We start from the raw sequence: 21606 nt of genomic DNA, 5'->3' as shown, positions 1-21606 counted from the left end.
GCGGCTGTATGTGGGTTGTTGGGAAAGCTAATGCAGCGGTTGTGCCAAGTCTGCATACCCCCGGTTTTACTGGGTGTTTAAACCCACAGTCGAAATGTTTTGCCCGTTAGTGGTGCAACAGCCCGTACAGCAGCACCAGATTGATCAGCAGCGACAGCAGTGCCAATGTGCGCCACACCTTCAAGGGTTCGCGCTCCAGCAGTGGGCGTGGGCGCACGCTCAGTTCGCGGCGGTCGGCCTGCTCCAGCACCAGCAGCCATTCTTCGGCGGTTTCATAACGCTGCGCCGGTTGCGCGGCCACGGCGCGCTCCAGGCTCAGGGGCAGCCAGTCCGGCAGGTCGGGGCGATAGCGGCTGGCGCTGACCGGTTGATGGAAGCGGGGACGTTGGAAGGCTTCGATTTCGCCATAGGGGTAATGCCCCGTCAGCAGGTAATACAGCGTAATGCCGACACTGTACAAATCCTGCTGGGCCGCAGGACGCTCGCCATTGAACGCTTCGGGGGCGATAAAGCTCGGCGTGCCGGGCAGTGTGTTGATCGGGTCTGCGGAGAGGCCCGGGCAGTAGGCCAGGCCAAAATCCAGCACGCGCAGTTCACCGTCGTCGCCCAGCAGCAGGTTTTCCGGCTTGATATCGCGGTGCAGGATTTGCCGACGATGCAGCAGCCCGACCGCGCGCAGCAAACGCTCGGCGATGGACTGCCATTGCGCCAGGGGCAACGGGCCTTGCTGCTTGAACAGCTCGGCCAGGGTAAGCCCAGGGTATTCGCGCATCACGTAGTACACATGCTGACGCTCACTGGCGGGGTGGACCTGCGGGAACGCGCGCCCGGCCACCCGGCGCAGAAACCATTCCTCCGACAGCAGGGCCTGGCCCGCATCGGTGTCATTGTCATGACTGCGCGGCAGGGTTTTCAGCAGCCAGGGTTGTTGCTGCGCGTCGCGGACCCGGTACAGCAACGATTGTCGGCTCTGCGCGACCACGCTTTCCACCTGCCAGCCTTCGAACGCCTGGCCGGGTTTCAGCGGCGGTGGCAGTGGCCATTGCTGCAACTGCACCAGCGCATCGCCCAGGGTGGCGGCGCCGAGGGCGTCGATGCGCACCAGCAACGCGCTGGCGTTGTCCTGGCTGCCGGCCAGGTGCGCGGCGCTCACCAAGGTGTTGACGGCCAGGTCGAGGTCGGCTTGCTCGCGCAGGATCGCTCGGATGCTGTGCTCGCCCAATGTGGCCCAGACGCCGTCGCTGAGCAGCAGGAAGCACTCGCCCGCGCGCAGTTCGCCGTCGAGAAAGTCCAGCACCAGGTGTTGATCCAGGTCGAGGGCGCGCTTGAGCACATGCTGCATGCCCGGTTGCTCCCACACATGGTCTTCGCTTATGCGCTGCAGCTCGCCGTCCAGCCAGCGATACACGCGGCAATCGCCGACATGCGCGAGGGTGAAGCGTTGACCGCGAAACACCAGGGCGCTGAGGGTGGTCAGTAACGGCTGGCCACCGCCGTTGGCTTGCAGCCAGCGATTCTGTGCGAGCAATAACCGTTCGAGCGCCTGGGCCACGCCCCAGGTCTGCGGTGTGGCGTAGTAGTCCAGGGCCAGCGCCTGCAGGCTTGAGCGTGCGGCCAGGCCGCCGTCGGCACATTGGCTGACGCCGTCGGCGAGGGCGCACAGGTAACCTTTGCTCGCCGCCAGTTGCGCGCTGGGCGTGACTACCCGCAGCGCGTCCTGATTTTCGCTGCGCGGGCCAATGGCGCTGGCTTGGGCAACGCTCAGTTGCAGGCTCATCAGACGCGCGCGGCGGTCACGGTGGCCGAACCCCAGGTGGTTCTCCAGCGGCGTTTCACGCCATAGAGGCCGAACCAGGCCAGCACGCCGAGGCTGGCGAACAGCCACAGGGCCAGTTGATAACTGCCGGTGCTTTGCTTGATCGCGCCCATGCCGGCCGCGAGGGCGAAACCACCGATCCCGCCGGCCATACCGATCAGGCCGGTCATCACGCCGATTTCGCTGCGAAAACGCTGGGGCACCAGTTGGAAGACTGCGCCGTTGCCGGCACCCAGTCCGAGCATGGTGCAGACGAACAGTGCGAGGGCGGCGTAGGAGCTTGGCAGGTTGAAACCCACCGCGGCGATGCACACCGCCGCCACGCTGTACATGCCCAGCAGGGTGCGGATGCCGCCGAAGCGGTCCGCTAGGGCGCCGCCCAACGGCCGCATCAGGCTGCCGCCGAACACGCAGGCGGCGGTGTAGTAGCCGGCGGTCACCGGGCTCAGGCCGTACTGGTCGTTGAAGTAGCCGGGCAGGGCGCTGGCCAGGCCGATGAAACCGCCGAAGGTCACGCTGTAGAAAAACATGAACCACCAGCTGTCACGGTCGCCCAGGGCCTTGAAGTAGTCGGCCATGGCTTTGGCTTTCGGGCGTTGCGGGGCGTTGCGTGCCAGCCAGGCGAACACGATCAGCGTAAGCACCAACGGAATCAGCGCAAAACCAAAGACATTGCTCCAGCCAAAGGCGGCGGCCAGCACCGGCGCCAGCAACGCGGCGAACACCGTGCCGGAGTTGCCTGCACCGGCGATGCCCATGGCCTTGCCCTGGTGTTCAGCGGGATACCACTGCGAGGCCAGGGGCAGGGCGACGGCAAAGGATGCGCCGGCCATGCCGAGGAACAAGCCCAGCAGCAGGGCTTGTTCATAGCTATGAATGCCCAGTTTCCAGGCGCCGAACAACGCGACGATCACGATCACCTGACCAATCAGCCCGGCGGTCTTGGGTGACAGCTTGTCGGCCAGCATGCCCATCAGAAAGCGCAGCACCGCGCCCGCGAGGATCGGCGTTGCCACTACCAGGCCACGCTGTTGGGTGGTCAGGTGCAGGTCGGCGGCAATCTGCACCGCCAGCGGGCCCAGCAGGTACCAGACCATGAAACTCAGGTCGAAATACAGGAACGCGGCAAACAGAGTCGGGGTGTGCCCGGATTTCCAGAAGCTTGATTTCATCACGCACCTCAACGGTTGGGGGTCTTGTCAGAAGGCCAAAACGAAAAAAAACGCCGCCATCGGGTTCGCGAAAGCAAACCGGATGTGCGACGTCTTTGTCGTGGAAGGGCAACCGCCGTTGGCTACCTGTGGTGAATGCTTAGCAAATCCTGCGCCAACACCAAACTTTGCGCAGAACAAGCCCCAATGCCGTTCAGTTAAGCGAACGCGGTGCTCAAAGTAACGAAGATCAAATGTGGGAGGGGGCTTGCTCCCGATGGCGTCGGCCCAGCAAACATTGATGTTGACTGACCCACCGCTCCCACAGGGAATCTGCGCTTAACTGAACGGCATGAGGGTAAGCCCGCTCGCCCCAACCACAATCAAAACCAGTCTGCCCATCACAAGGCTTGCCACAGTCAGCCCAGCAACTCACTCATGGCAATAATCTGCTCGGCCACCTGGATCAGTTTCTGCTGGCGGCTCATGGCCTGGCGGCGCATCAGGGTGTAGGCCTCTTCCTCGTTGCAGTTTTTCATTTTCATCAGCATGCCCTTGGCCAGTTCGATGCGCTTGCGCTCGGCCAACTGCTGGTCGCGGGCCTGCAACTGGGCGCGCAGGGCCTGGTCGCTTTCGAAGCGGGCCATGGCCACATCGAGGATCGGTTGCAGGCGCTGGGCCTGGATGCCTTCGACTATGTAGGCGCTGACGCCGGCCTTGATCGCCTGGCGCATCACATTCGGGTCATGCTCATCGGTGAACATCACAATCGGACGCGGCTGGTCGCGGGTCACCAGCACCACTTGCTCCATCACATCGCGCCCGGCTGACTCGGTATCGATCAGGATCACGTCCGGGCGCACCGTTTCGACGCGGGCTGGCAGGTCGATGGTCAGGCCGGACTCATCGATCACCTCGAAGCCGGCCTCGACCAGCGCCGCCTTGAGCCGCCCGACCTTGCGCGGGGTGTCGTTGATCAACAGGATTCGCAACATGGTGGTCCTCCTGTCAGCGCCGGGCCTGGCGGTTGGGGTGATCCGCCAGGGCGTGCAGACGGAAACTGCGGGCGTAGGCGGCGGGGTCGGAGCCGTCCCAGATTTTGCCGTCGATCAACTGGCTGCTGCGCGTGTCCTGGCGGCTCGCAGGCACGTCAACGGCGGCGGCGGCCTGGCGATACAGGTCCAGTTGCTGCACCTGGCGGGCAACCTGAAGGTAGTCCGGGTCTTCACGCAGCAGACCCCAGCGGCGGAACTGGGTCATGAACCACATGCCGTCGCAGAGGTAGGGCAGGTTGACCTCGCCATTGGCGAAAAAGCGCAGGGCATGGGGATCCTGCCACTGGTTGCCCAGGCCGTCGTCATACTGGCCCAGCAGGCGCGGCTCGATGCAGTCGAGTGGTGCGTCAAGGTACTCGCGGGCGCTGAGCAGTTGCGCGGTGGAGCGGCGGTTTTCGTGGCTCTGCTCGATAAAACGGCTGGCTTCGAGCACCGCCATCACTAGCACGCGTGCGGTATTTGGGTATTGATCGACGAACGCCTGGGTGCAGCCCAGCACTTTTTCCGGGTGGTTTGGCCAGATCGTCTGGCTGGTCGCCAGGGTGAAGCCCTGATTGTGCTTCACCGCGCTGGCAGCCCAGGGTTCGCCGGCACAGAAACCGTCAATGCGCCCCGCCTGCAGGTGCGCAACCATCTGCGGCGGCGGCACCACCACGCTGTCGACATCCTGCAAGGGGTGAATGCCCTGGCTTGCGAGCCAGTAATACAGCCACATGGCGTGGGTGCCGGTGGGAAATGTCTGGGCGAAGGTCAGTTTTGTGCGGCTTTGGTGCACGTGGTGGTCCAGCGCCTCAGGAGTGGTCACCCCTTGTGCCTGCAGGCCGTGGGACAGATTGATGCTCTGGCCGTTCTGGTTCAGGCCCATCAACACCGCCATGTCGGTAGGCGCCACGCCGCCGATGCCCAGGTGCACCGCATAGATCAGCCCATACAGGCTGTGGGCGGCATCCAGTTCACCGCTGACCAGCCTGTCGCGCAGGTTGGCCCAGGATGACTGGCGCTTGAGGTTCAGGGTCAAGCCGTAGGGTTGGGCAAAGCCCTGGGTGGCTGCGACCACCAGCGAGGCGCAATCGCTCAAGGCCATGAATCCGAGATCAAGGCTGCTCTTTTCCGGGGCGTCACTGCCGTGGACCCAGGCCAATGGATCTCTGGCCGGGCCACTGCCTGCCGAATCGTTCATCAATGCCGCCTTTTCAATCAAAAAACCAATGAGCAAGGCTTAGCAAGGCACATGCCACGGCCGCGCAGGCGGGGCAGGCCGTCAGTTTCTCATCAAGATTGAAACGCGACCGGCTTTCAGTATGGCCGCCTCTTTGCGCCATACAGCCAGGAACATCCACGGTGACGATCGATTCCCCTGTCATGACCCGCTTGCGCCGGTTGCTGTGCCTGGCTGCGCTGTGCGCAAGCGCGTTCGCCTCGGCCGAGGACTATCGGGCGCAGGATGAAAGCCTGCATACCGTGTTCAGCGCATTGTCAGTGCCCTTGGGGTTGCCTGTGGTGGTCAGCCGCGAAGTCTCGCGCAAGCGCGTTTCCGGGGTGTTCGATTTGAGCGCGGCGCAGCACACCCTGCAGACCGTGGCCGAGCAACATGGCCTGATCTGGTACAGCGACGGCCAGGTACTGCGTGTGTATGACGCCAGCGAAGCGAAAAGCTCGGCAGTGACGCTGCGGCATATCTCGGTCGACCGGCTGCGCGGGTTCATGCGCCGTTCGGGGCTGGATGAATCACGCTTTCCCCTGCGCGAAAGCGCCGGGCCCACCTTTTATGTGTCCGGCCCTCCCAACTATGTGGACCAAGTGCTGCACCTGGCCCAACTGATGGATCGCCAGCGCACTCAGGTGCGGGTGGGAGATCAGGCATTTGGCGTGGTGCAGGTGTTCAATACCCACGTGGCCGATCGTCAATATGCCCTGGGTGATGAGCAGGTCAATGTTCCCGGCATGGCCTCGATGATCGAAACCGTACTGGCTGCCGAGCGCAAGGGCGGTGCGCGCGGTCCGCTGGCGGACAAGAGCCTGCTGGTGATCGCCTATCCCGACTCCAATAGCCTGCTGATCAAGGGCACGCCGGCTCAGGTGAAGGTGATAGAGGAACTGGTGGCGCAACTCGACACGCCCAGGCGGCCGATTGAGGTGGCGCTGTGGCAGATCGACGTGGACCGTACCGAACTGGAAAAGCTGGGGACCGCCTGGTCCGGGGAGGGCAACGACCCGCCTTCAGTAACGCAGGTGCTGGCCCCTCTGGATGACAACCGTCTGATGGCGCAACTGGCTGTGCTGGAGCGTCGTCGTAAGGCCAGGGTGGTGGCGTTTCCGGTGATCCTTACCCAGGAAAACGTTCCGGCTGTGTTCCATGACGCCCACACGTTTTACCTGCCCAAATCCGCGCAAGACGATGCCCAGTGGCAACCGGTGCGCTATCGCACCGAAGCCAGTGTGCTGCCGCGTTTTGCCGATGCGAGCCAGATCGAGATGCAACTGAACCTTGAAGATGGGCGGCCCATGGCCGGCAAGCTCACGCCAGGTTCGGCAGGGGCGGTGGGCCGCATCGCGATCAGCACGGTGGTGCGGGTGCCTCAGGGCCGACGTTTGTGGCTGGGGGCTTTTCGCCGTGATGACGAAGGCGTGCGCCGCGCTCGTGGTGCCCAGGTGCGGCTGTTCGTGATCCAGGCGCGCGCGGTAGGTGGCGAGCCGAAGCTGCTGGCAGGCGCCGTAGGGCCGCCGCCACTGACCGAAGCCCAATACGAGCGGGTGCAACGTGCCTTTATGCGCGCAAGCCCTGAGGCCGCTGAGTGATCTGCGCCTGGCGAAAAGTCTTACGTAGTGACTCTCGAAATCCTCAAGCGCATAGGCAATTTCCTAGCTCCGTTCGGCGATCAGGTTTTTATAGTCCTGCTGTTGCCGTATCGGTCGATTCAGGAAGCAAGAAATTCAATGTCAGTAGATGGATACCGAGGTGCCCATGGCCATCGCGAATGATGAGCTGACAGACTCATGGGTGTTTGCCGGCTGGACCCTGCATGGCTATGGCCGGCTGACCGGGCAGAATGTGGACCTTCAGTTGCCGCCCAAAGAGTGGCATGTGCTGCGATTGCTGCTGGCATCCGGCGGTGCGTTGATGACCAAGGACCATTTGCTGGAGTCGGCTCTGGCCCCGAAGAGAGGTGTCCGAGGAGTCGCTCACCCGCTGCATTTATTCGCTGCGCAAACACCTGAAGACCGACAAGGGCTTTATCAAAACGATTTATGGCAAGGGCTATCGTTTCACCTGCGCCGTGGATGTCCAGTCCAGTCCGCTACGGGACGGGGCGCGTGGGCAGCGTCTGTGCTCGGCGTGTGGCCAGGTGCAGCATGATTAAACGCCTGGCCAGCAGCGTTGTGTTGAGTGCGGCGCTGCTCAGCAGCCCGGCCTGGGCCGATTGCTGGGCAGACGTGGCCGGTCGCTACGACATTGAACCGGAACTGCTGCAGGCCATCGCGGCCGTGGAGTCGGGATACCGTGCGAACGCGATGAACAACGCGAACAGCGACGGCAGCCGCGATATCGGCTTGATGCAGATCAACAGCATGCACCTGCCGCGCTTGCTCAAACAGGGCATTACCGAAGAGCGGCTGCTGAGCGAGCCGTGCCTGTCGGTGGAAGTGGGCGCTTCGATCCTTGCCGAGTTTATCCAGCGTTTCGGTTACAACTGGACGGCCGTGGGCTCCTACAACGCGGGGCTCGGGTCGGGGCCGCAGCGTGATGCCCTGCGCGAGCAGTACGCGCAGAAAATCTGGGCCCGGTATGAGGCGCTGGTCGCACTGCGTCAGTGACGATTGGGCGGCACGCCTCGCACCGGGGCGATCACCCCGGCTATAATCGCGCCACCTTTCGCCGCCATCCGAGTCTAGCCCGCCCATGTATAACCTGGCCCGCCAGCTGTTGTTCAAACTCTCCCCGGAAACCTCCCACGACCTGTCCCTGGACCTGATCGGTGCCGGCGGCCGCCTGGGGCTCAATGGCCTGGTCTGCAAGGCACCGGCGAAAATGCCGGTGTCGGTGATGGGGCTCGAGTTTCCCAACCCGGTCGGGCTGGCAGCCGGCCTGGACAAGAACGGCGCGGCCATCGACGGCTTTGCCCAGTTGGGTTTCGGCTTTGTCGAAATCGGCACCGTGACCCCACGGCCGCAGCCGGGCAACCCCAAGCCGCGCATCTTCCGTCTGCCGGAAGCCGAGGCGATCATCAACCGCATGGGCTTTAACAACCTGGGTGTCGATCACTTGCTGGCGCGGGTTCAGGCGGCGAAGTACAAGGGCATCCTGGGCATCAATATCGGCAAGAACTTCGACACCCCGGTCGAGCGCGCGGTGGATGACTACCTGATCTGCCTGGACAAGGTCTACGCCCACGCAAGCTACGTCACCGTCAACGTCAGTTCCCCCAACACGCCGGGCCTGCGCAGCCTGCAGTTCGGCGACTCGCTCAAACAACTGCTCGAAGCCCTGCGCCAGCGCCAGGAAGACCTAGCCGTGCGGCATGGCAAGCGCGTACCGCTGGCGATCAAGATTGCCCCGGACATGAGCGACGCAGAGACCGTGCTGGTGGCCCAGGCCCTGGTGGATTCGGGGATGGATGCGGTGATCGCGACCAACACCACTCTGAGCCGCGCAGGTGTCGAAGGCCTGGCCCATGGGGATGAAGCGGGCGGGCTCTCGGGTGCACCGGTACGCGAGCAGAGCACCCACATCGTCAAGGTGCTGGCGGCCGAGCTGGCCGGACGTTTGCCGATCATCGCGGTGGGCGGCATTACCGAAGGCAAACACGCCGCCGAGAAAATTGCCGCCGGCGCCAGCCTGGTGCAGCTTTACTCCGGCTTCATCTACAAGGGCCCCGCGCTGATCCGCGAATCGGTGGATGCCATTGTGGCGAGCGGGCTTGCCCCGCGTTGGGCTGCGCAGCAGACCCAGTAATGACGCTGCGTTTTTCAGTTGGAACCGAGTGTTCGGTTCTGGGGCTGCTGCGCAGCCCAACGCGGGGCAAGCCTGCTCGCCACAGGGAATCACGCTTAACTGAGCGGGTAATAGGGCGACCCACAAAAAGCGCTGGCCTCAATGGGTTTTGCCATCCAATAAAAAGGGCTCCATAAAGGAGCCCCTGGGCCGAAGCCCGCCGCCTGGGTCAGGCGTGCGTGGTTAAGTCGTTACATATTCAAAGGTGGTATGTCGGAATTAAATGCCCTGAGTTAGCCGACGGCGTGAAGTTCGTTGAGTCTGTGGATGCCCGCAGTGCCAGTCATACCGTCCCAGTTGTCGCCGCGTCCTTCTCGCCAGCCGTTGATCCAGGCTTGGCGTACCGACGGTAGAGTAAATGGGCAAAGCTCACGGGATTTGCCATGAACGCCATATTGATATCCGCGTAAAAATGCTCTTTCCAACGGATCACGCTTAAGTCTTCTCATAGGGTGTTTCCCTCACTGGTTGACTGTCTAGATATCCTTCGGCCTCGTCTGGGGCCGGGCAGAGTTTTTCTGCCGTTGGTGGGCTCGCTGCCGGCGTGGCGAGCCTGTGTGTCGGCGTCGTTACGGCGCCAACCTGTGTTGAGTTCTAACCAATAGGTCACATGGATTCAATGATCGTTTTGTCATAAGCACGTAACGTTTTGGATGCTATAGCCATAAGCTGGGATGGCTTTTCGCCCCTTTTTATCGACAAAGCCAGCTATGATGTGCCCCGCGCAGACCATGGGTGCAATCCCTTGGTGAGAATGCCCGCCCGTTGCAGTCGGTTATTATTCGACGAAGGGTCGGAATATTTCTTTTTGTTGCCTAAAATTATTGATCTGCCTTTGCATTCAGGGCCCACGGGCCCTATCGCCTGGGTGGGACGGCACATTCGTGCCACGCGAGCACTCTTCAAGAAAAGTGCTTGATTGAAAACCGAACCGGCGATGCGTCGCCCGTTCATTTATTGCTGAAAAGCCTGGAATGCCCCATGTCGGACCGTTTTGAACTCTTCCTCACTTGCCCCAAAGGCCTCGAAGGCCTGCTGATCGAGGAAGCCGTCGGGCTTGGCCTTGAGGACGCCCGCGAGCACACCTCGGCCGTGCGCGGCATGGCCGACATGGAGACCGCCTACCGCCTGTGCCTCTGGTCGCGTCTGGCCAACCGCGTGCTGCTGGTACTCAAGCGCTTCCCGATGAAGGACGCCGAAGACCTCTATCACGGCGTGCTGGACATCGAATGGGCCGAGCACATGGTCCCCGATGGCACGCTGGCGGTGGAATTCAGCGGCCACGGCTCGGGCATCGACAACACCCACTTCGGCGCGCTGAAGGTCAAGGATGCGATTGTCGACAAACTGCGTACCCCGACCGGCGAACGGCCGTCCATCGACAAGATCAACCCGGACCTGCGTATCCACCTGCGCCTGGACCGTGGCGAAGCCATCCTTTCCCTCGACCTGTCCGGCCACAGCCTGCACCAGCGCGGTTACCGTCTGCAGCAGGGCGCCGCGCCACTGAAGGAAAACCTCGCGGCCGCGATCCTGATTCGCGCCGGCTGGCCGCGCATTGCAGCCGAAGGCGGTGCGCTGACCGACCCGATGTGCGGCGTGGGGACCTTTCTGGTCGAAGGCGCGATGATCGCCGCCGACATGGCGCCCAACCTCAATCGCGAACTGTGGGGCTTCACCACCTGGCTCGGCCACGTGCCGGCGCTGTGGAAAAAACTTCACACCGAAGCGTCGGAACGTGCCGCCATCGGCATGAACAAACCGCCGCTGTGGGTGCGTGGCTACGAAGCCGACCCGCGCCTGATCCAGCCGGCACGCAACAACATCGAACGCGCTGGCCTGAGCCACTGGATCAAGGTGTACCAGGGCGAAGTCGGCACCTTCGAACCGCGTCCGGACCAGAACCAGAAAGGCCTGGTTATCTGCAACCCGCCCTACGGCGAGCGTCTGGGTGACGAAGCCAGTCTGTTGTATCTCTACCAGAATCTTGGCGAGCGTCTGCGTCAGGCCTGCATGGGCTGGGAAGCGGCGGTATTCACCGGCGCGCCGGACCTTGGCAAGCGCATGGGCATCCGCAGCCACAAACAGTATTCGTTCTGGAACGGCGCACTGCCGTGCAAGCTGCTGCTGATCAAGGTCAACCCGGATCAGTTCGTCACCGGCGAGCGCCGCACCCCGGAGCAGCGTCAGGCCGAGCGCGAGCAGGCCGCCTACGACCAGGCTCCGGTCGAGCCGCAAGAGCGCCAGTACAACAAGAACGGCAACCCGATCAAACCGGCGCCAGCGCCGGTCGTCGAGCAGGCACGCCTGAGCGAAGGCGGGCAGATGTTCGCCAACCGCCTGCAAAAGAACCTCAAGCTGCTGGGCAAGTGGGCCAAGCGTGAAGGCGTGGATTGCTACCGCGTGTACGACGCCGATATGCCGGAATACTCCATGGCCATCGACCTGTACCACGACTGGGTCCATGTGCAGGAATACGCCGCGCCCAAGTCCATCGACCCGGAAAAAGCCTCGGCACGCATGTTCGATGCCCTGGCCGCGATTCCCCAGGCGCTCAACATCGACAAGAGCCGCGTGGTGGTCAAGCGTCGCGAGCGCCAGAGTGGCACCAAGCAGTACGAGCGCCAGAGCGCCCAGGGCAAGTTCACCGAGGTCAGCGAAGGCGGCGTGAAGCTGCTGGTCAACCTCACCGATTACCTGGACACCGGCCTGTTCCTCGATCACCGTCCGATGCGCATGCGCATTCAGAAGGAAGCGGCCGGCAAGCGCTTTCTCAATCTGTATTGCTACACCGCCACCGCCAGCGTGCACGCCGCCAAGGGTGGCGCGCGCAGCACCACCAGCGTCGACCTGTCCAAAACCTACCTGGACTGGGCGCGTCGCAACTTCTCGCTCAACGGCTTCTCCGACAAGAACCGCCTGGAGCAGGGCGATGTGATGGCGTGGCTGGAGGCGAGCCGCGATGAGTTTGACCTGATCTTCATCGACCCGCCGACCTTCTCCAACTCCAAGCGCATGGAAGGCATCTTCGACGTACAGCGCGACCACGTGCAATTACTCGACCTGGCCATGGCGCGCCTGGCACCCGGCGGTGTGCTGTATTTCTCGAACAACTTCCGCAAGTTCGTGCTCGAGGACAACCTCAGCGAGCGCTACGCCGTCGAGGAAATCAGCGACAAGACGCTCGACCCGGATTTTGCGCGCAACGCCAAAATTCACCGCGCCTGGAAAATCACCGCACGCTGATCGATGCGTGTCCACTGCAGGCGCGAGTTTACTTGCTCCTGCAGTGGTTTGAGACTGGTCAAACCTCGGGCCTATGGCTATAACTAAGGCCTGGCCAACGTGACACCCCCGCACGTTGGCGTCTTGAGTGTTGTCCATGCCGTTGCAAGCCGTCCGCCCGAAAATACTAGGCTTTATCAGTGAGCAGGCGTCCGCCTGGTTGGTGGCGTCGGTGGTATTTCTGGCAGGGGTTGCCTTGACCATTGTCGTTGCCTGGGCAGCTTGCGAGCTCAATCAACAACAAGTGCGCCAACGCTTCCAATTGCTGGTCAGCGAGCGCTTCAGTCGCCTGCAGGAACGTTTCGAAGACCAGGAGCAACGCCTGGGCAGCCTGCAACGTTTCTTCACCAACTCCCAGGACGTGACCCGCGCAGAATTCGACGGTTTTGCCCAGCCCTTGCTGCTGCACGCGCGCGCCTATGCGTGGGCGCCGCGCGTAGTGCGCGCGCAGCGCAGCCGCTTTGAACAGGACATCTCGCGCGCGCTCGGTACGCCGTTCGCCATCCGTGAACTCAATGCGGTCGGCGAACTGGCTCTGGCGGATGAACGTGATGAATACGTGCCGGTGCTGTACAACCAGACCCAGAGCCAGTTCGGCTCGCCCATGGGGTTTGACCTGCTGGCCCAGCCGCTGCGGCGCTCGACCCTTGAACGGGCGCAGAAGAGCGGCAAGCTGGCAGTGTCCCAACCGATGCAACTGGTGGGCGTGGAGCCGGCCTATGCGATGGGAGTGCTGCTGGTTGCGCCGGTCGCTTCCCGGACAGGAGCAGAACCGTTCGGCTTTGTGATGGCTGTGATCAGCATGCGCCAGTTGGTGGCCGACGGCTTGCCCAGGCCCGACCGCGATAACCTGGTGACGCAGATCGTTGACACCTCCGACCTGCAGCAACGCATGCTTTATGAGTCCGGCAACACGCCGAGCGACAATGACCTCAGCGTGACCCGCCGCCTGACTCTGGGCGACCATATCTACGCCCTGACACTGCGTCCCAGCAAGGTGTTCGACGGCTCCGGCCACTCCTCGCTGGCCAGCATCCTGAGCATGGGCGGGCTACTCAGCCTGTTGGTTGCCGCCTTGCTCTACGTGCTGGTCAGCCAGCGCCAGCGCGCGCTGAAACTGGTGGAGCAGCGCACCGGGCAACTGCGCGTGCGCGAGCAGGAACTGCGCGGCACCCACAGCCAGCTGCGCAGCGTGCTGAATGCCGCCACCCAGGTCGCCATCATCGCCACCGACCTGCGCGGCGTAATCAATACCTTCAACGCCGGTGCCGAACAGATGCTCGGCTTCAAGGCCGCCGAAGTGCTCGGGCGCGCCACCCTCGAAAGCCTGCACCTGGCGTCGGAGCTGGAAGCCAACGCCGCCAGCGTGAGCCTGCTGCTGGGCAAGCGTATCCCGCCGAGCCAGGCCATGCTGGTACAGAGCCCGGACAGCCTGCACGAGGCGCGCGAATGGACCCTGGTGCGCGAGGATGGCAGCCAGTTGATCGTGAATATGCTCGGCACTGCGCTGCTTGATGACCATGGCCTGTGGGTGGGCCACTTGGCGATCTACCTCGACGTGACCGAGCAAAAGCGCGCCTATGAGGCACTGGCCGCGAGGGATCGCCTGCTGAAAAAACTCAGCGCCCACGTGCCCGGCGGGATTTTCCAGTTCACCCTCAAGCCCCGGGGTGAGTGGCGCTTCATTTATGCCAGCGACGGCATGCGCGATATCTATGAAATCGACGTAGGGGTGTTGCAGCAGGACGCAGAAAAGGTCTTCGAGCGCATCCACCCGCTGGACGTTGAACGCATACGTGCCTCAATTCGCTTGTCGGCGGTGCAGTTGAGCCATTGGCGCGAAGAGTATCGGGTGATCTTGCCGCAACGGGGGTTGCGCTGGATTCGTGGCGAGGCCACGCCGGAAGAGTTACCCGGAGGCGGCACGCTGTGGCACGGTTATGTGTCGGATATTTCCGATCTCAAACGGGTAGAAGAAGAACTGCGCGCGTTGTCCATCACCGACTCCCTGACCGGCATCCACAACCGTCGCTACTTTCAGGACCGTCTCAAGGCCGAGATGGTGCGCGTCAGGCGTACGTCGGGGTCGTTGTCGGTGATCATGCTGGATATCGACCACTTCAAGCGCATCAACGACCGCTATGGTCACGGGGTGGGCGACGGCGTGCTGCAGGAACTGTGCAAGCGCATCAGCCAGCGCCTGCGCCGCACCGATGTGTTCTGCCGCCTGGGCGGCGAAGAGTTCATGGTCTTGTGCCCCGGCACCGATGGCCAGCAGGCCTACAGCCTGGCGATGGAGCTGTGGGAATCGTTGCGCAGCGTACCGATGGAGGCAGTGGGTACAGTGACCGCCAGTTTCGGCGTGGCCAGTTGGCGTGTCGATGAGGGCATCGACGGTTTGCTGCTGCGCGCCGATTCGGCGGTGTACCTGGCCAAGCAGGCCGGCCGCGACCGTGTCACGCCGGAAAAACTACCGGCCTGAAGGCAGACACAAAAACCAATGTGGGAGGGGGCTTGCTCCCGATAGCGGTGGATCAGTCAATACATGGACTGACTGTCACACCGCCATCGGGAGCAAGCCCCCTCCCACATTTAGAGCACCGGCGCTGCCGCCATCACTTTCGGCTGGCGGTACAGGTCCAGCAGCACCTGGTCCAGCACCGATGAGGCGCCCCACGGCTTCGGATCGTTGAGGATTGCCACCACCGCCCAGGTATTGCCGTTGTTGTCGCGGCTGAACCCGGCAATCGCCCGCACGGTGTTCAGGGTGCCGGTCTTGACGTGGGCTTCGCCGCGCATGGCGGTGGTCTTCAGGCGTTTACGCATGGTGCCGTCGGTACCGGCAATCGGCAGGGAACTGATGTATTCGGCGGCGTACGGGCTTTTCCACGCGGCCTGCAACATGGCGGCCATCTCGCGGGCGCTGACGCGTTCGGCGCGGGACAGACCGGAACCGTTCTCCATCACCAGGTGCGGCGCGGTGATGCCTTTCTTCGCCAGCCACTGGCGCACCACGCGTTGCGCGGCCTTGGCATCGTCGCCGTCGGCGTCGTTGCGAAACTGCGCGCCCAGGCTCAGGAACAACTGCTGGGCCATGGTGTTGTTACTGTATTTGTTGATGTCGCGGATGATTTCCGCCAGGTCCGGCGAGAACGCGCGAGCCAGTACCTTGGCGCTCTTGGGCACCGGGGCCTGAAGGTCGCGGCCCTGGATGCTGCCGCCCAACTCTTTCCAGATGGCACGCACGGCGCCGGCGGTGTAGGTGGCGTGGTCGAGCAGCGAGAGGTAGGTCTGCGAGCTGCAGCCGTCGGCCAACTGGCCGCTGACGGTCACGGTGACGCTGCCATCGGCGGCGGTGACCGGGTTGTAACGCACATCGCCGGTGCACTGTTTGGCGCTGGAGACCTTAACCTGGTTATCGATACGGATGGTGGCAATTGGCGGCTCGACCGAGACGATCACCCGCCCGCCATCGTTACGCGTGACAAAGCGCAGCGCCTTGAGGTTGACCAGCAGCGCGTCGGGCTTGACCAGGAACGGTTTGTTCTCGTCGTTGCCGTCGTCATTGAACTCGGGCAGCAGTGGCTGGTTGAAGAAACTGCGGTCCAGCACCAGGTCGCCGGTGACCTGCTGCACGCCGTTGGCCCGCAGGTCGCGCATCAGCAGCCAGAGTTTTTCCATGTTCAGCTTGGGGTCACCGCCACCCTTGAGGTATAGGTTGCCGTGCAACACGCCACCGCTGAGGGTGCCGTCGGTATAGAACTCGGTTTTCCACTGATGGTTGGGGCCCAGCATTTCCAGGGCCGCGTAGGTGGTGACCAGCTTCATGGTGGAGGCCGGGTTCACCGAAACGTCGGCGTTGAACACGGTCGGCGTGCCCGGGCCGTTCAGCGGAATCATCACCAGAGACAGGGCGGTATTTTGCAGCTTGGCTTTCTGCAGGGCCTGCGCGACATTGGGCGGCAGGCTGTTGTTGACGGGGGCGGCGGCGGCGGAAAAGGCCAGTGGCAGAAGCAGACCGGCGAGTAACAATGGACGCAAAGATTTGATCATAAAAAATAGAACCCTGCTGCTGAGGAGGGTGAAAAAGGCGAGGGGAACGTAAGAAAAATCCCTCAGTGGTCATGAAAGTGTCGGCATTATGCCCCAAGGTCGCGCCACTTGTAGCTGAACGATAGCTGGAAATTGGCGTTTTTTTGCAGGCGCGGCGTTGCTTTCACCACAGAGTCGGCAGTGAGTTCATTGAACGAGTGAGTTTGAGCGGTTGCCCGGTGACGAAGGTGTCGTGGGCGCGGAGCACCAGAGGAGGGGCTCGCGTAAACAAAAAGGGCCATCACGAGGATGGCCCTTAGGACAATCAGGCAACCGGGTTGATCGGCTTTTCCGGGTACCAGACGTCCAGCAACGGGCTGACTTCAGCTTTGGTCAGTTCATCGCGGGATTTGAGCCAGGCTTCAACCTTGGCGCGTTGCTCTTCGCTGACCGAGCCACGCTTCTGCAGGCAGACCAGACCGTAGTCGTCACCGCCGACGTAGCCCAGGCCGTTGGCTTCCATGGCTTCTTTGAGGAATGCGTCGAGAAATGCATCGATTGCATCGTCAGCCAGGTCTTTCTTGAATTCCAGGTTCAGTTCGAAACCCAATTCCTGGAACTCGTCCACACACAATTTTTTGCGCAGACGCTGGGAGCGGTTAGTGGCCATGAAACATTCCTCTTAATAAATAACGGTGCGCACTTTACCAGCTAATAGGCGCGGCCGCCTCACAGCGTTACGCAAACCCTTAGCCGCTTCATCGGTAAAGTCTGCCGGGGCAGGCCTGTTAAACGGTGGTTTGTGTCAGTCAGCCGGTATTTTTCGCCGTTTATGCATGGCTTCATGGTGGTGTAATAAATCCATGCTGCCGCAATGCCAGAGCCCCCACGACCGACCTTGACGGAAACCCGCCCATGCCAGCTCCCCTGATTCCTGTAGAAACCTCGCCTGACCTGCCGACGGACGCCGATGTGGTCGTGATCGGCGGTGGCATCATCGGTGCCTTTACCGCCTATTACCTGGCCAAACGCGGGATGAAAGTCGCGCTGGTGGAAAAGGGCCGTATCGGCGCTGAACAATCGAGCCGCAACTGGGGTTGGTGCCGCCAGCAGAATCGCGATGCGCGCGAGCTGCCGATGGCCACCAAGAGCCTGGAACTGTGGTCGCAGTTCGCCGCCGAAACCGGCGAGCAGACCGGCTTCACCCGCTGCGGTCTGCTTTACCTGAGCAATGACGAAAAGGAAATCGACGGCTGGGCGCGCTGGGGCGAATTTGCCCGTTCGGTCAACGTCGAGACCCACATGCTCACCGCGCAGCAAGCCGCTGAACGGGGTCAGGCCACCGGCAAACAGTGGAAGGGCGGGGTCTACGCGCCCACCGACGGCATCGCCGACCCATCCCGCGCAGCGCCTGCGGTCGCGCGCGCGATCATGGCGCTGGGCAGCACGGTGCATCAGGGCTGCGCCGTGCGCGGGCTGGAGACCGAAGGCGGACGACTGTCGGGTGTGGTGACCGAGAAGGGCACCATTCGCACCCGTCTCGCGGTACTCGCCGCCGGTGCCTGGGCGTCGTCGTTCTGCCGTCAGTACGGCATTCGGTTTCCCCAGGCGACCATTCGGCAAACGGTGCTTCGCGTGTCGCCGCCCAATCAGGAACTGCCGAGTGCGCTGCACACTGCCCATGCCTCGATGACACGTCGCTTTGATGGCAGCTATACGCTGGCGATCAGCGGGCGCGGGCGGGTTGATCCGACGCCGCAGTTGCTCAGCTTTGCGCCGCAATTTTTACCGATGTTTCAACGTCGCTGGCGCAACCTGGCGGTGGGCGGCTTCGAGGGCGCGCGGGCAGGGCATGAGAGCTGGAAACGCTGGCGTCTGGATGAGCCGACGCCGATGGAGAAGATGCGGATTCTGGACCCGACGCCGGATGCGGCGGCGGTGAAGTTGACTTATGCGCGGGCTGCGCAACTGATGCCGACCTTTAAAGAGTCTACGGTGACGGCGGCTTGGGCGGGGTATGTGGACAGCACGCCTGACGGGGTTCCCGGGATTGGGGAGATGGCCAGCTTGCCAGGGTTGGTGTTGGCGGCGGGGTTCAGTGGGCATGGGTTTGGGATTGGACCGGGGGCGGGGCATTTGATTGCGGATATTGTGAGTGGGGCGCAGCCGATTGTGGATCCGCAGCCTTATCACCCGGATCGGTTCAAGTCTTCGGCTTGGGGGAAGGTGGCGGACTTTTGAGGTTTTTTGGGGTGGGTATATCCGTTGCTTCGGTAACGGCTAATGGCGGTTCCGCTTTTACAGCGCCCCATATCGGGATCAAGAGCGCGGCGGCTTTAGAGCCGACCGAGGTCTTCCTGCCTGGTGCTGTTCAAAGTGTGGGAGGGGGCTTGCTCCCGATGGCTGAGCGTCAGTCAGCTTATTGGTAGCTGACCCCCTGCACATTTTGAATTCAGGTGGTGGTAAAAAACGGAACGTCCCAAACGGATTTGAGGTTGTCCCTAGGACACTCGATCTCTAGTCTCCGTACACCGCTGCGCATTCATCGGTCGGGCGTCGCGGCCCCGCATAAGCGCCATTAAGTCTTCGACTTAGCGCTGTCGCGCAGCAAACCGGAGCCTCTGTGGCGAGCGGGCTTGCCCCGCGTTGGGGTGCGAAGCGCCCCCAATCAAGGAGAATGCTGTTCGCCTGACACTGCGCGGAGCATGGTTTTGGGGCTGCTGCGCAGCCCAACGCAGGGCAAGCCTGCTCGCCACAGGAATGTGAATTCCTGAAGTTTCATTTTTTAAATCAACGATTTATTTTGTGTTTGATAAAGGCTGGCTTGCCTGCGAAGGCATCGGCTGGGTCTGCCTGAAGGATTGAGGTGTCTGCATCGCAGGCAAGCCAGCTCCCACAAAAAAGCGAATCGACCAGATCCTGCTTTTGCCCTGTTTTTGATCTTGATCTCAGGCGCCCCGTCAACCGCGCTGGCCGTACGCAGGCTTGAATCCGTTGCTAACCCGGCAGGACGCCGGGTTAGCCGCGCTGGGCCAAGAATGGCCCATCCTTAACTACCAAACCCAACAATCGCCTTAATCTCCAGATACTCCTCAAACCCCAATAACCCATATTCCCGCCCATTCCCCGACCGCTTGTACCCCCCAAACGGCGCCATCGGATCCCACGCCGGATGATTCAGATGCACCTGCCCCGCCCGAATACGCGATGCCACTGCCCGGGCAGCCTGCAGGTCCTGCCCCTGCACATGCGCGCCCAGCCCATACACCGTGTCATTGGCAATGGCTACCGCTTCATCCACCGTGTCATACGCAATGATACAAAGCACCGGCCCGAAAATTTCCTCCTGGGCGATACGCATGCGGTTGTTCACTTCAGAGAACACTGTCGGCCGCGTGTAAAAGCCGTAATCAAAACCCGCCACACGCCCCGGACCGCCGCACACCAGTTTCGCTCCTTCGTTGATACCGGCCTCGATCATCACTTGCACACGCTCGAACTGCGCCTGATTGGCAATCGGTCCCAGTACGGTGTCTTCCGCTGACGGGTCACCCACGATGATCGCGTTGGCTGTCGCCGCCGCCAGCGCTTCGACCTCGGCCAACCGCGCCCTCGGCACGATCATCCGCGTTGGCGCGCTGCACGACTGGCCCACGTTGCGAAACGCCGACATCACCCCCGGCGGCACCACTTTGGCGAAGTCCGCATCGGGCAGCATCACGTTTGGCGACTTGCCGCCCAGTTCCTGGGTCACGCGTTTGACCGTCGGCGCGGCGGCCTGCGCTACCAGGGCGCCGGCGCGGTTGGAGCCGGTGATGGAAATCATGTCGATGTCAGGGTGCGCCGCCATCGCCGCGCCCACCTCGTGACCGCTGCCGTTGACCAGGTTGAACACCCCCGGCGGCAGGCCGGCATCGTGCACCAACTGGGCGAACAGCAGCGCGCTCAACGGCGACAATTCGCTGGGTTTGAGCACCACGGTGCAGCCGGCGGCAATCGCCGGCGCGACCTTGGCGGTGATCTGGTACAACGGCCAGTTCCACGGCGTGATCAGTCCGCACACGCCGATGGGCTCGCGTTCGATGGCGGTGCTGCCTTCGAGCGTGTGAAAGCGGTAGCTCGTCAGCAGGTCACGCGCCACCCGCACATGTTCGGCCGCCAGCGGCACTTGCATGGCGCGGGCAAAACCGATGGCGGCGCCCATCTCCAGGGACAACGCCTGGGCCAGTTGTTCCTTGCGCTCCAGAATCAACGCATGGATGTTCCCTAGCACCACGGCGCGCGCCGCCGGAGGAGTGGCCGACCAGCCGGGAAACGCCGCACGCGCCGCAGCGACGGCGCGGTCGACATCTTCGCCGGAGCCGCGCGCCACCTGCGCGGCCACTTCTTCGGTGGCCGGGTTGACCACCGCCAGGCTCGCCGGAACGGCCGGCGCAACCCAGCGGCCATCGATGTAGAACTTGTCCGCCGTGTGCGCATCGACGCTGTAGCGGTTCGAAGAGTGTGTAGTCATTCAACGGGCTCCCTGGAGTGATAACAGCTTATTTCACCGCGTAAACCTTGCGCACATACACCGAACCGCGCCAGGCGCAGGGTGCGCCTTTGGCGACGAATACGGTGTCGCCGGGGTTGACCGTCGTGTCCACGCCCTCGGCGTCCTGCAGCGTCATGCTGCCTTCGATCAGGTACATCAATTCATGCAGCTTGTGCGGGCGACCGTGACGGGCATAAGGCGTGGAGTCCCAGATGCCCACACGCAGCTCGGTGCTTTCATCGTCGAACAGGTTGTTCGCGCGGCACTGCGGCGCGGGGCTGATCAGAATCTGCGCATCGGGCGCGGCAGACGGGTTGAGCAGGGTGCGTGGATCGAGCCAGGTGAGGCCGGGACGCAGCGGCGCCTCGGTCAGGTTCAGCGCGCAGAAGGCCCACCAACTGCCGGGGCTCGCCTGCAAGGTAAGGCGCGTGCCTCGGCCGATCACGGCGCTGTCGCCAACCCCCAGTTCCAGGGTCTGCTCGGCGCTGTGCAACAGCACGGAGCCGGCGTGCACTACCAGCGTTTCGCTGTAGGGGAAATCGTCGATGACAGCTTCGCCGCTGAACGCGACGCGCCCGGTCGACACGCCGTCGTCGCTGAGCCAGGCGATCTGGCGGGCGTCACCGAACGGGTCGAGCGCGTTCAGGGCCGCGTGGCGAAAGGGGGTGTCAACGGCGCTGCCATCAGCGCGGGCCAGCATCAGAATACGGGGAGAGGACATGGGTAAGGCTCCAGGAAAG

15 protein-coding genes and 1 pseudogene are annotated in these 21606 nt (G+C 62.8%); 7 read left to right on the top strand and 9 right to left on the bottom strand.

Translation table 11 applies throughout. From position 1 onward, the window contains the following. Positions 1 to 106 precede the first annotated feature (106 nt). From VRB54_RS17360 to VRB54_RS17345, 4 genes are all read right to left on the bottom strand, one after another. The gene (locus VRB54_RS17360) at positions 107 to 1777 is read right to left on the bottom strand and encodes a bifunctional protein-serine/threonine kinase/phosphatase (RefSeq protein ID WP_338478156.1); all 1671 of its coding nucleotides are present in this window, start codon (positions 1775 to 1777) and stop codon (positions 107 to 109) included. Further along, positions 1777 to 2988, bottom strand: coding sequence for a nitrate/nitrite transporter (locus VRB54_RS17355; protein WP_338478155.1), 1212 nt, complete (start codon positions 2986 to 2988; stop codon positions 1777 to 1779). Before VRB54_RS17355 ends, VRB54_RS17360 begins: the two co-directional genes overlap by 1 nt. 398 nt (positions 2989 to 3386) lie before the next feature. Next, positions 3387 to 3962, bottom strand: a complete 576-nt coding sequence (locus VRB54_RS17350; RefSeq protein ID WP_338478154.1) for an ANTAR domain-containing response regulator — start codon at positions 3960 to 3962, stop codon at positions 3387 to 3389. A gap of 13 nt (positions 3963 to 3975) precedes the next feature. Next, a complete protein-coding gene (locus VRB54_RS17345) occupies positions 3976 to 5202 on the bottom strand; it encodes a CmpA/NrtA family ABC transporter substrate-binding protein (RefSeq protein WP_322214217.1) in 1227 nt (408 codons plus the stop codon). Between the two features lie 161 nt (positions 5203 to 5363). Here VRB54_RS17345 and sctC point away from each other — a divergent pair, with 161 nt between their 5' ends. From sctC to VRB54_RS17325, 4 genes and pseudogenes are all read left to right on the top strand, one after another. Beyond that, positions 5364 to 6821: a type III secretion system outer membrane ring subunit SctC gene (gene sctC, locus VRB54_RS17340; protein ID WP_338478153.1), complete on the top strand. Its 1458-nt coding sequence runs from the start codon at positions 5364 to 5366 to the stop codon at positions 6819 to 6821. A 166-nt stretch (positions 6822 to 6987) separates the two neighbouring features. Continuing rightward, positions 6988 to 7384 (top strand): annotated as a pseudogene (locus VRB54_RS17335) (winged helix-turn-helix domain-containing protein). Beyond that, complete coding sequence (locus tag VRB54_RS17330; RefSeq protein ID WP_338478152.1) at positions 7377 to 7838, top strand: transglycosylase SLT domain-containing protein; 462 nt, start codon at positions 7377 to 7379, stop codon at positions 7836 to 7838. The pseudogene VRB54_RS17335 and the gene VRB54_RS17330 overlap by 8 nt, the downstream one beginning before the upstream one ends. An 85-nt stretch (positions 7839 to 7923) precedes the next feature. Then, a complete protein-coding gene (locus VRB54_RS17325; protein ID WP_338478151.1) occupies positions 7924 to 8976 on the top strand; it encodes a quinone-dependent dihydroorotate dehydrogenase in 1053 nt (350 codons plus the stop codon). Between the two features lie 272 nt (positions 8977 to 9248). Here VRB54_RS17325 and rmf read toward each other — a convergent pair whose 3' ends face one another. Continuing rightward, positions 9249 to 9464, bottom strand: coding sequence for a ribosome modulation factor (rmf, locus tag VRB54_RS17320; RefSeq protein ID WP_002553055.1), 216 nt, complete (start codon positions 9462 to 9464; stop codon positions 9249 to 9251). A 532-nt stretch (positions 9465 to 9996) separates the two neighbouring features. Between rmf and rlmKL the strand changes: the two genes are divergently transcribed. Then, on the top strand, positions 9997 to 12261 hold the full coding sequence (rlmKL, locus tag VRB54_RS17315) for a bifunctional 23S rRNA (guanine(2069)-N(7))-methyltransferase RlmK/23S rRNA (guanine(2445)-N(2))-methyltransferase RlmL (protein ID WP_209983740.1): 2265 nt from the start codon (positions 9997 to 9999) through the stop codon (positions 12259 to 12261). Between the two features lie 136 nt (positions 12262 to 12397). Further along, positions 12398 to 14782: a diguanylate cyclase gene (locus VRB54_RS17310; RefSeq protein ID WP_338478150.1), complete on the top strand. Its 2385-nt coding sequence runs from the start codon at positions 12398 to 12400 to the stop codon at positions 14780 to 14782. Positions 14783 to 14892: 110 nt separating this feature from the next. Here VRB54_RS17310 and dacB read toward each other — a convergent pair whose 3' ends face one another. Then, positions 14893 to 16353: a D-alanyl-D-alanine carboxypeptidase/D-alanyl-D-alanine endopeptidase gene (gene dacB, locus VRB54_RS17305; RefSeq protein WP_338478149.1), complete on the bottom strand. Its 1461-nt coding sequence runs from the start codon at positions 16351 to 16353 to the stop codon at positions 14893 to 14895. Between the two features lie 304 nt (positions 16354 to 16657). Then, complete coding sequence (locus VRB54_RS17300; RefSeq protein WP_003230349.1) at positions 16658 to 17002, bottom strand: YggL family protein; 345 nt, start codon at positions 17000 to 17002, stop codon at positions 16658 to 16660. 245 nt (positions 17003 to 17247) lie between these two features. Here VRB54_RS17300 and VRB54_RS17295 point away from each other — a divergent pair, with 245 nt between their 5' ends. Beyond that, the gene (locus VRB54_RS17295; protein ID WP_338478148.1) at positions 17248 to 18573 is read left to right on the top strand and encodes an FAD-binding oxidoreductase; all 1326 of its coding nucleotides are present in this window, start codon (positions 17248 to 17250) and stop codon (positions 18571 to 18573) included. Positions 18574 to 19381: 808 nt separating this feature from the next. On the opposite strand, the gene VRB54_RS17290 is transcribed toward VRB54_RS17295, so the two are convergent. Next, positions 19382 to 20845 (bottom strand): aldehyde dehydrogenase family protein, encoded by a 1464-nt coding sequence (locus VRB54_RS17290; RefSeq protein WP_338478146.1) that lies wholly within the window; start codon positions 20843 to 20845, stop codon positions 19382 to 19384. A 28-nt stretch (positions 20846 to 20873) separates the two neighbouring features. Further along, entirely contained in the window at positions 20874 to 21587 is a 714-nt protein-coding gene (locus VRB54_RS17285; RefSeq protein WP_338478145.1) for a cupin domain-containing protein, read from the bottom strand. Positions 21588 to 21606 lie beyond the last annotated feature (19 nt).

It is taken from the genome of Pseudomonas trivialis (assembly GCF_036864995.1).
Classification (GTDB): domain Bacteria; phylum Pseudomonadota; class Gammaproteobacteria; order Pseudomonadales; family Pseudomonadaceae; genus Aquipseudomonas; species Aquipseudomonas trivialis.
This window is presented reverse-complemented; position numbering and strand designations above follow the sequence as displayed.

Coding starts and splice junctions, on each gene's coding strand:
- VRB54_RS17360 (WP_338478156.1), bottom strand. CDS start 1,777: ATGAGCCTGCAACTGAGCGTTGCCCAAGCCAGCGCCATTGGCCCGCGC.
- VRB54_RS17355 (WP_338478155.1), bottom strand. CDS start 2,988: ATGAAATCAAGCTTCTGGAAATCCGGGCACACCCCGACTCTGTTTGCC.
- VRB54_RS17350 (WP_338478154.1), bottom strand. CDS start 3,962: ATGTTGCGAATCCTGTTGATCAACGACACCCCGCGCAAGGTCGGGCGG.
- VRB54_RS17345 (WP_322214217.1), bottom strand. CDS start 5,202: ATGAACGATTCGGCAGGCAGTGGCCCGGCCAGAGATCCATTGGCCTGG.
- VRB54_RS17330 (WP_338478152.1), top strand. CDS start 7,377: ATGATTAAACGCCTGGCCAGCAGCGTTGTGTTGAGTGCGGCGCTGCTC.
- VRB54_RS17325 (WP_338478151.1), top strand. CDS start 7,924: ATGTATAACCTGGCCCGCCAGCTGTTGTTCAAACTCTCCCCGGAAACC.
- rmf (WP_002553055.1), bottom strand. CDS start 9,464: ATGAGAAGACTTAAGCGTGATCCGTTGGAAAGAGCATTTTTACGCGGA.
- rlmKL (WP_209983740.1), top strand. CDS start 9,997: ATGTCGGACCGTTTTGAACTCTTCCTCACTTGCCCCAAAGGCCTCGAA.
- VRB54_RS17310 (WP_338478150.1), top strand. CDS start 12,398: ATGCCGTTGCAAGCCGTCCGCCCGAAAATACTAGGCTTTATCAGTGAG.
- dacB (WP_338478149.1), bottom strand. CDS start 16,353: ATGATCAAATCTTTGCGTCCATTGTTACTCGCCGGTCTGCTTCTGCCA.
- VRB54_RS17300 (WP_003230349.1), bottom strand. CDS start 17,002: ATGGCCACTAACCGCTCCCAGCGTCTGCGCAAAAAATTGTGTGTGGAC.
- VRB54_RS17295 (WP_338478148.1), top strand. CDS start 17,248: ATGCCAGCTCCCCTGATTCCTGTAGAAACCTCGCCTGACCTGCCGACG.
- VRB54_RS17290 (WP_338478146.1), bottom strand. CDS start 20,845: ATGACTACACACTCTTCGAACCGCTACAGCGTCGATGCGCACACGGCG.
- VRB54_RS17285 (WP_338478145.1), bottom strand. CDS start 21,587: ATGTCCTCTCCCCGTATTCTGATGCTGGCCCGCGCTGATGGCAGCGCC.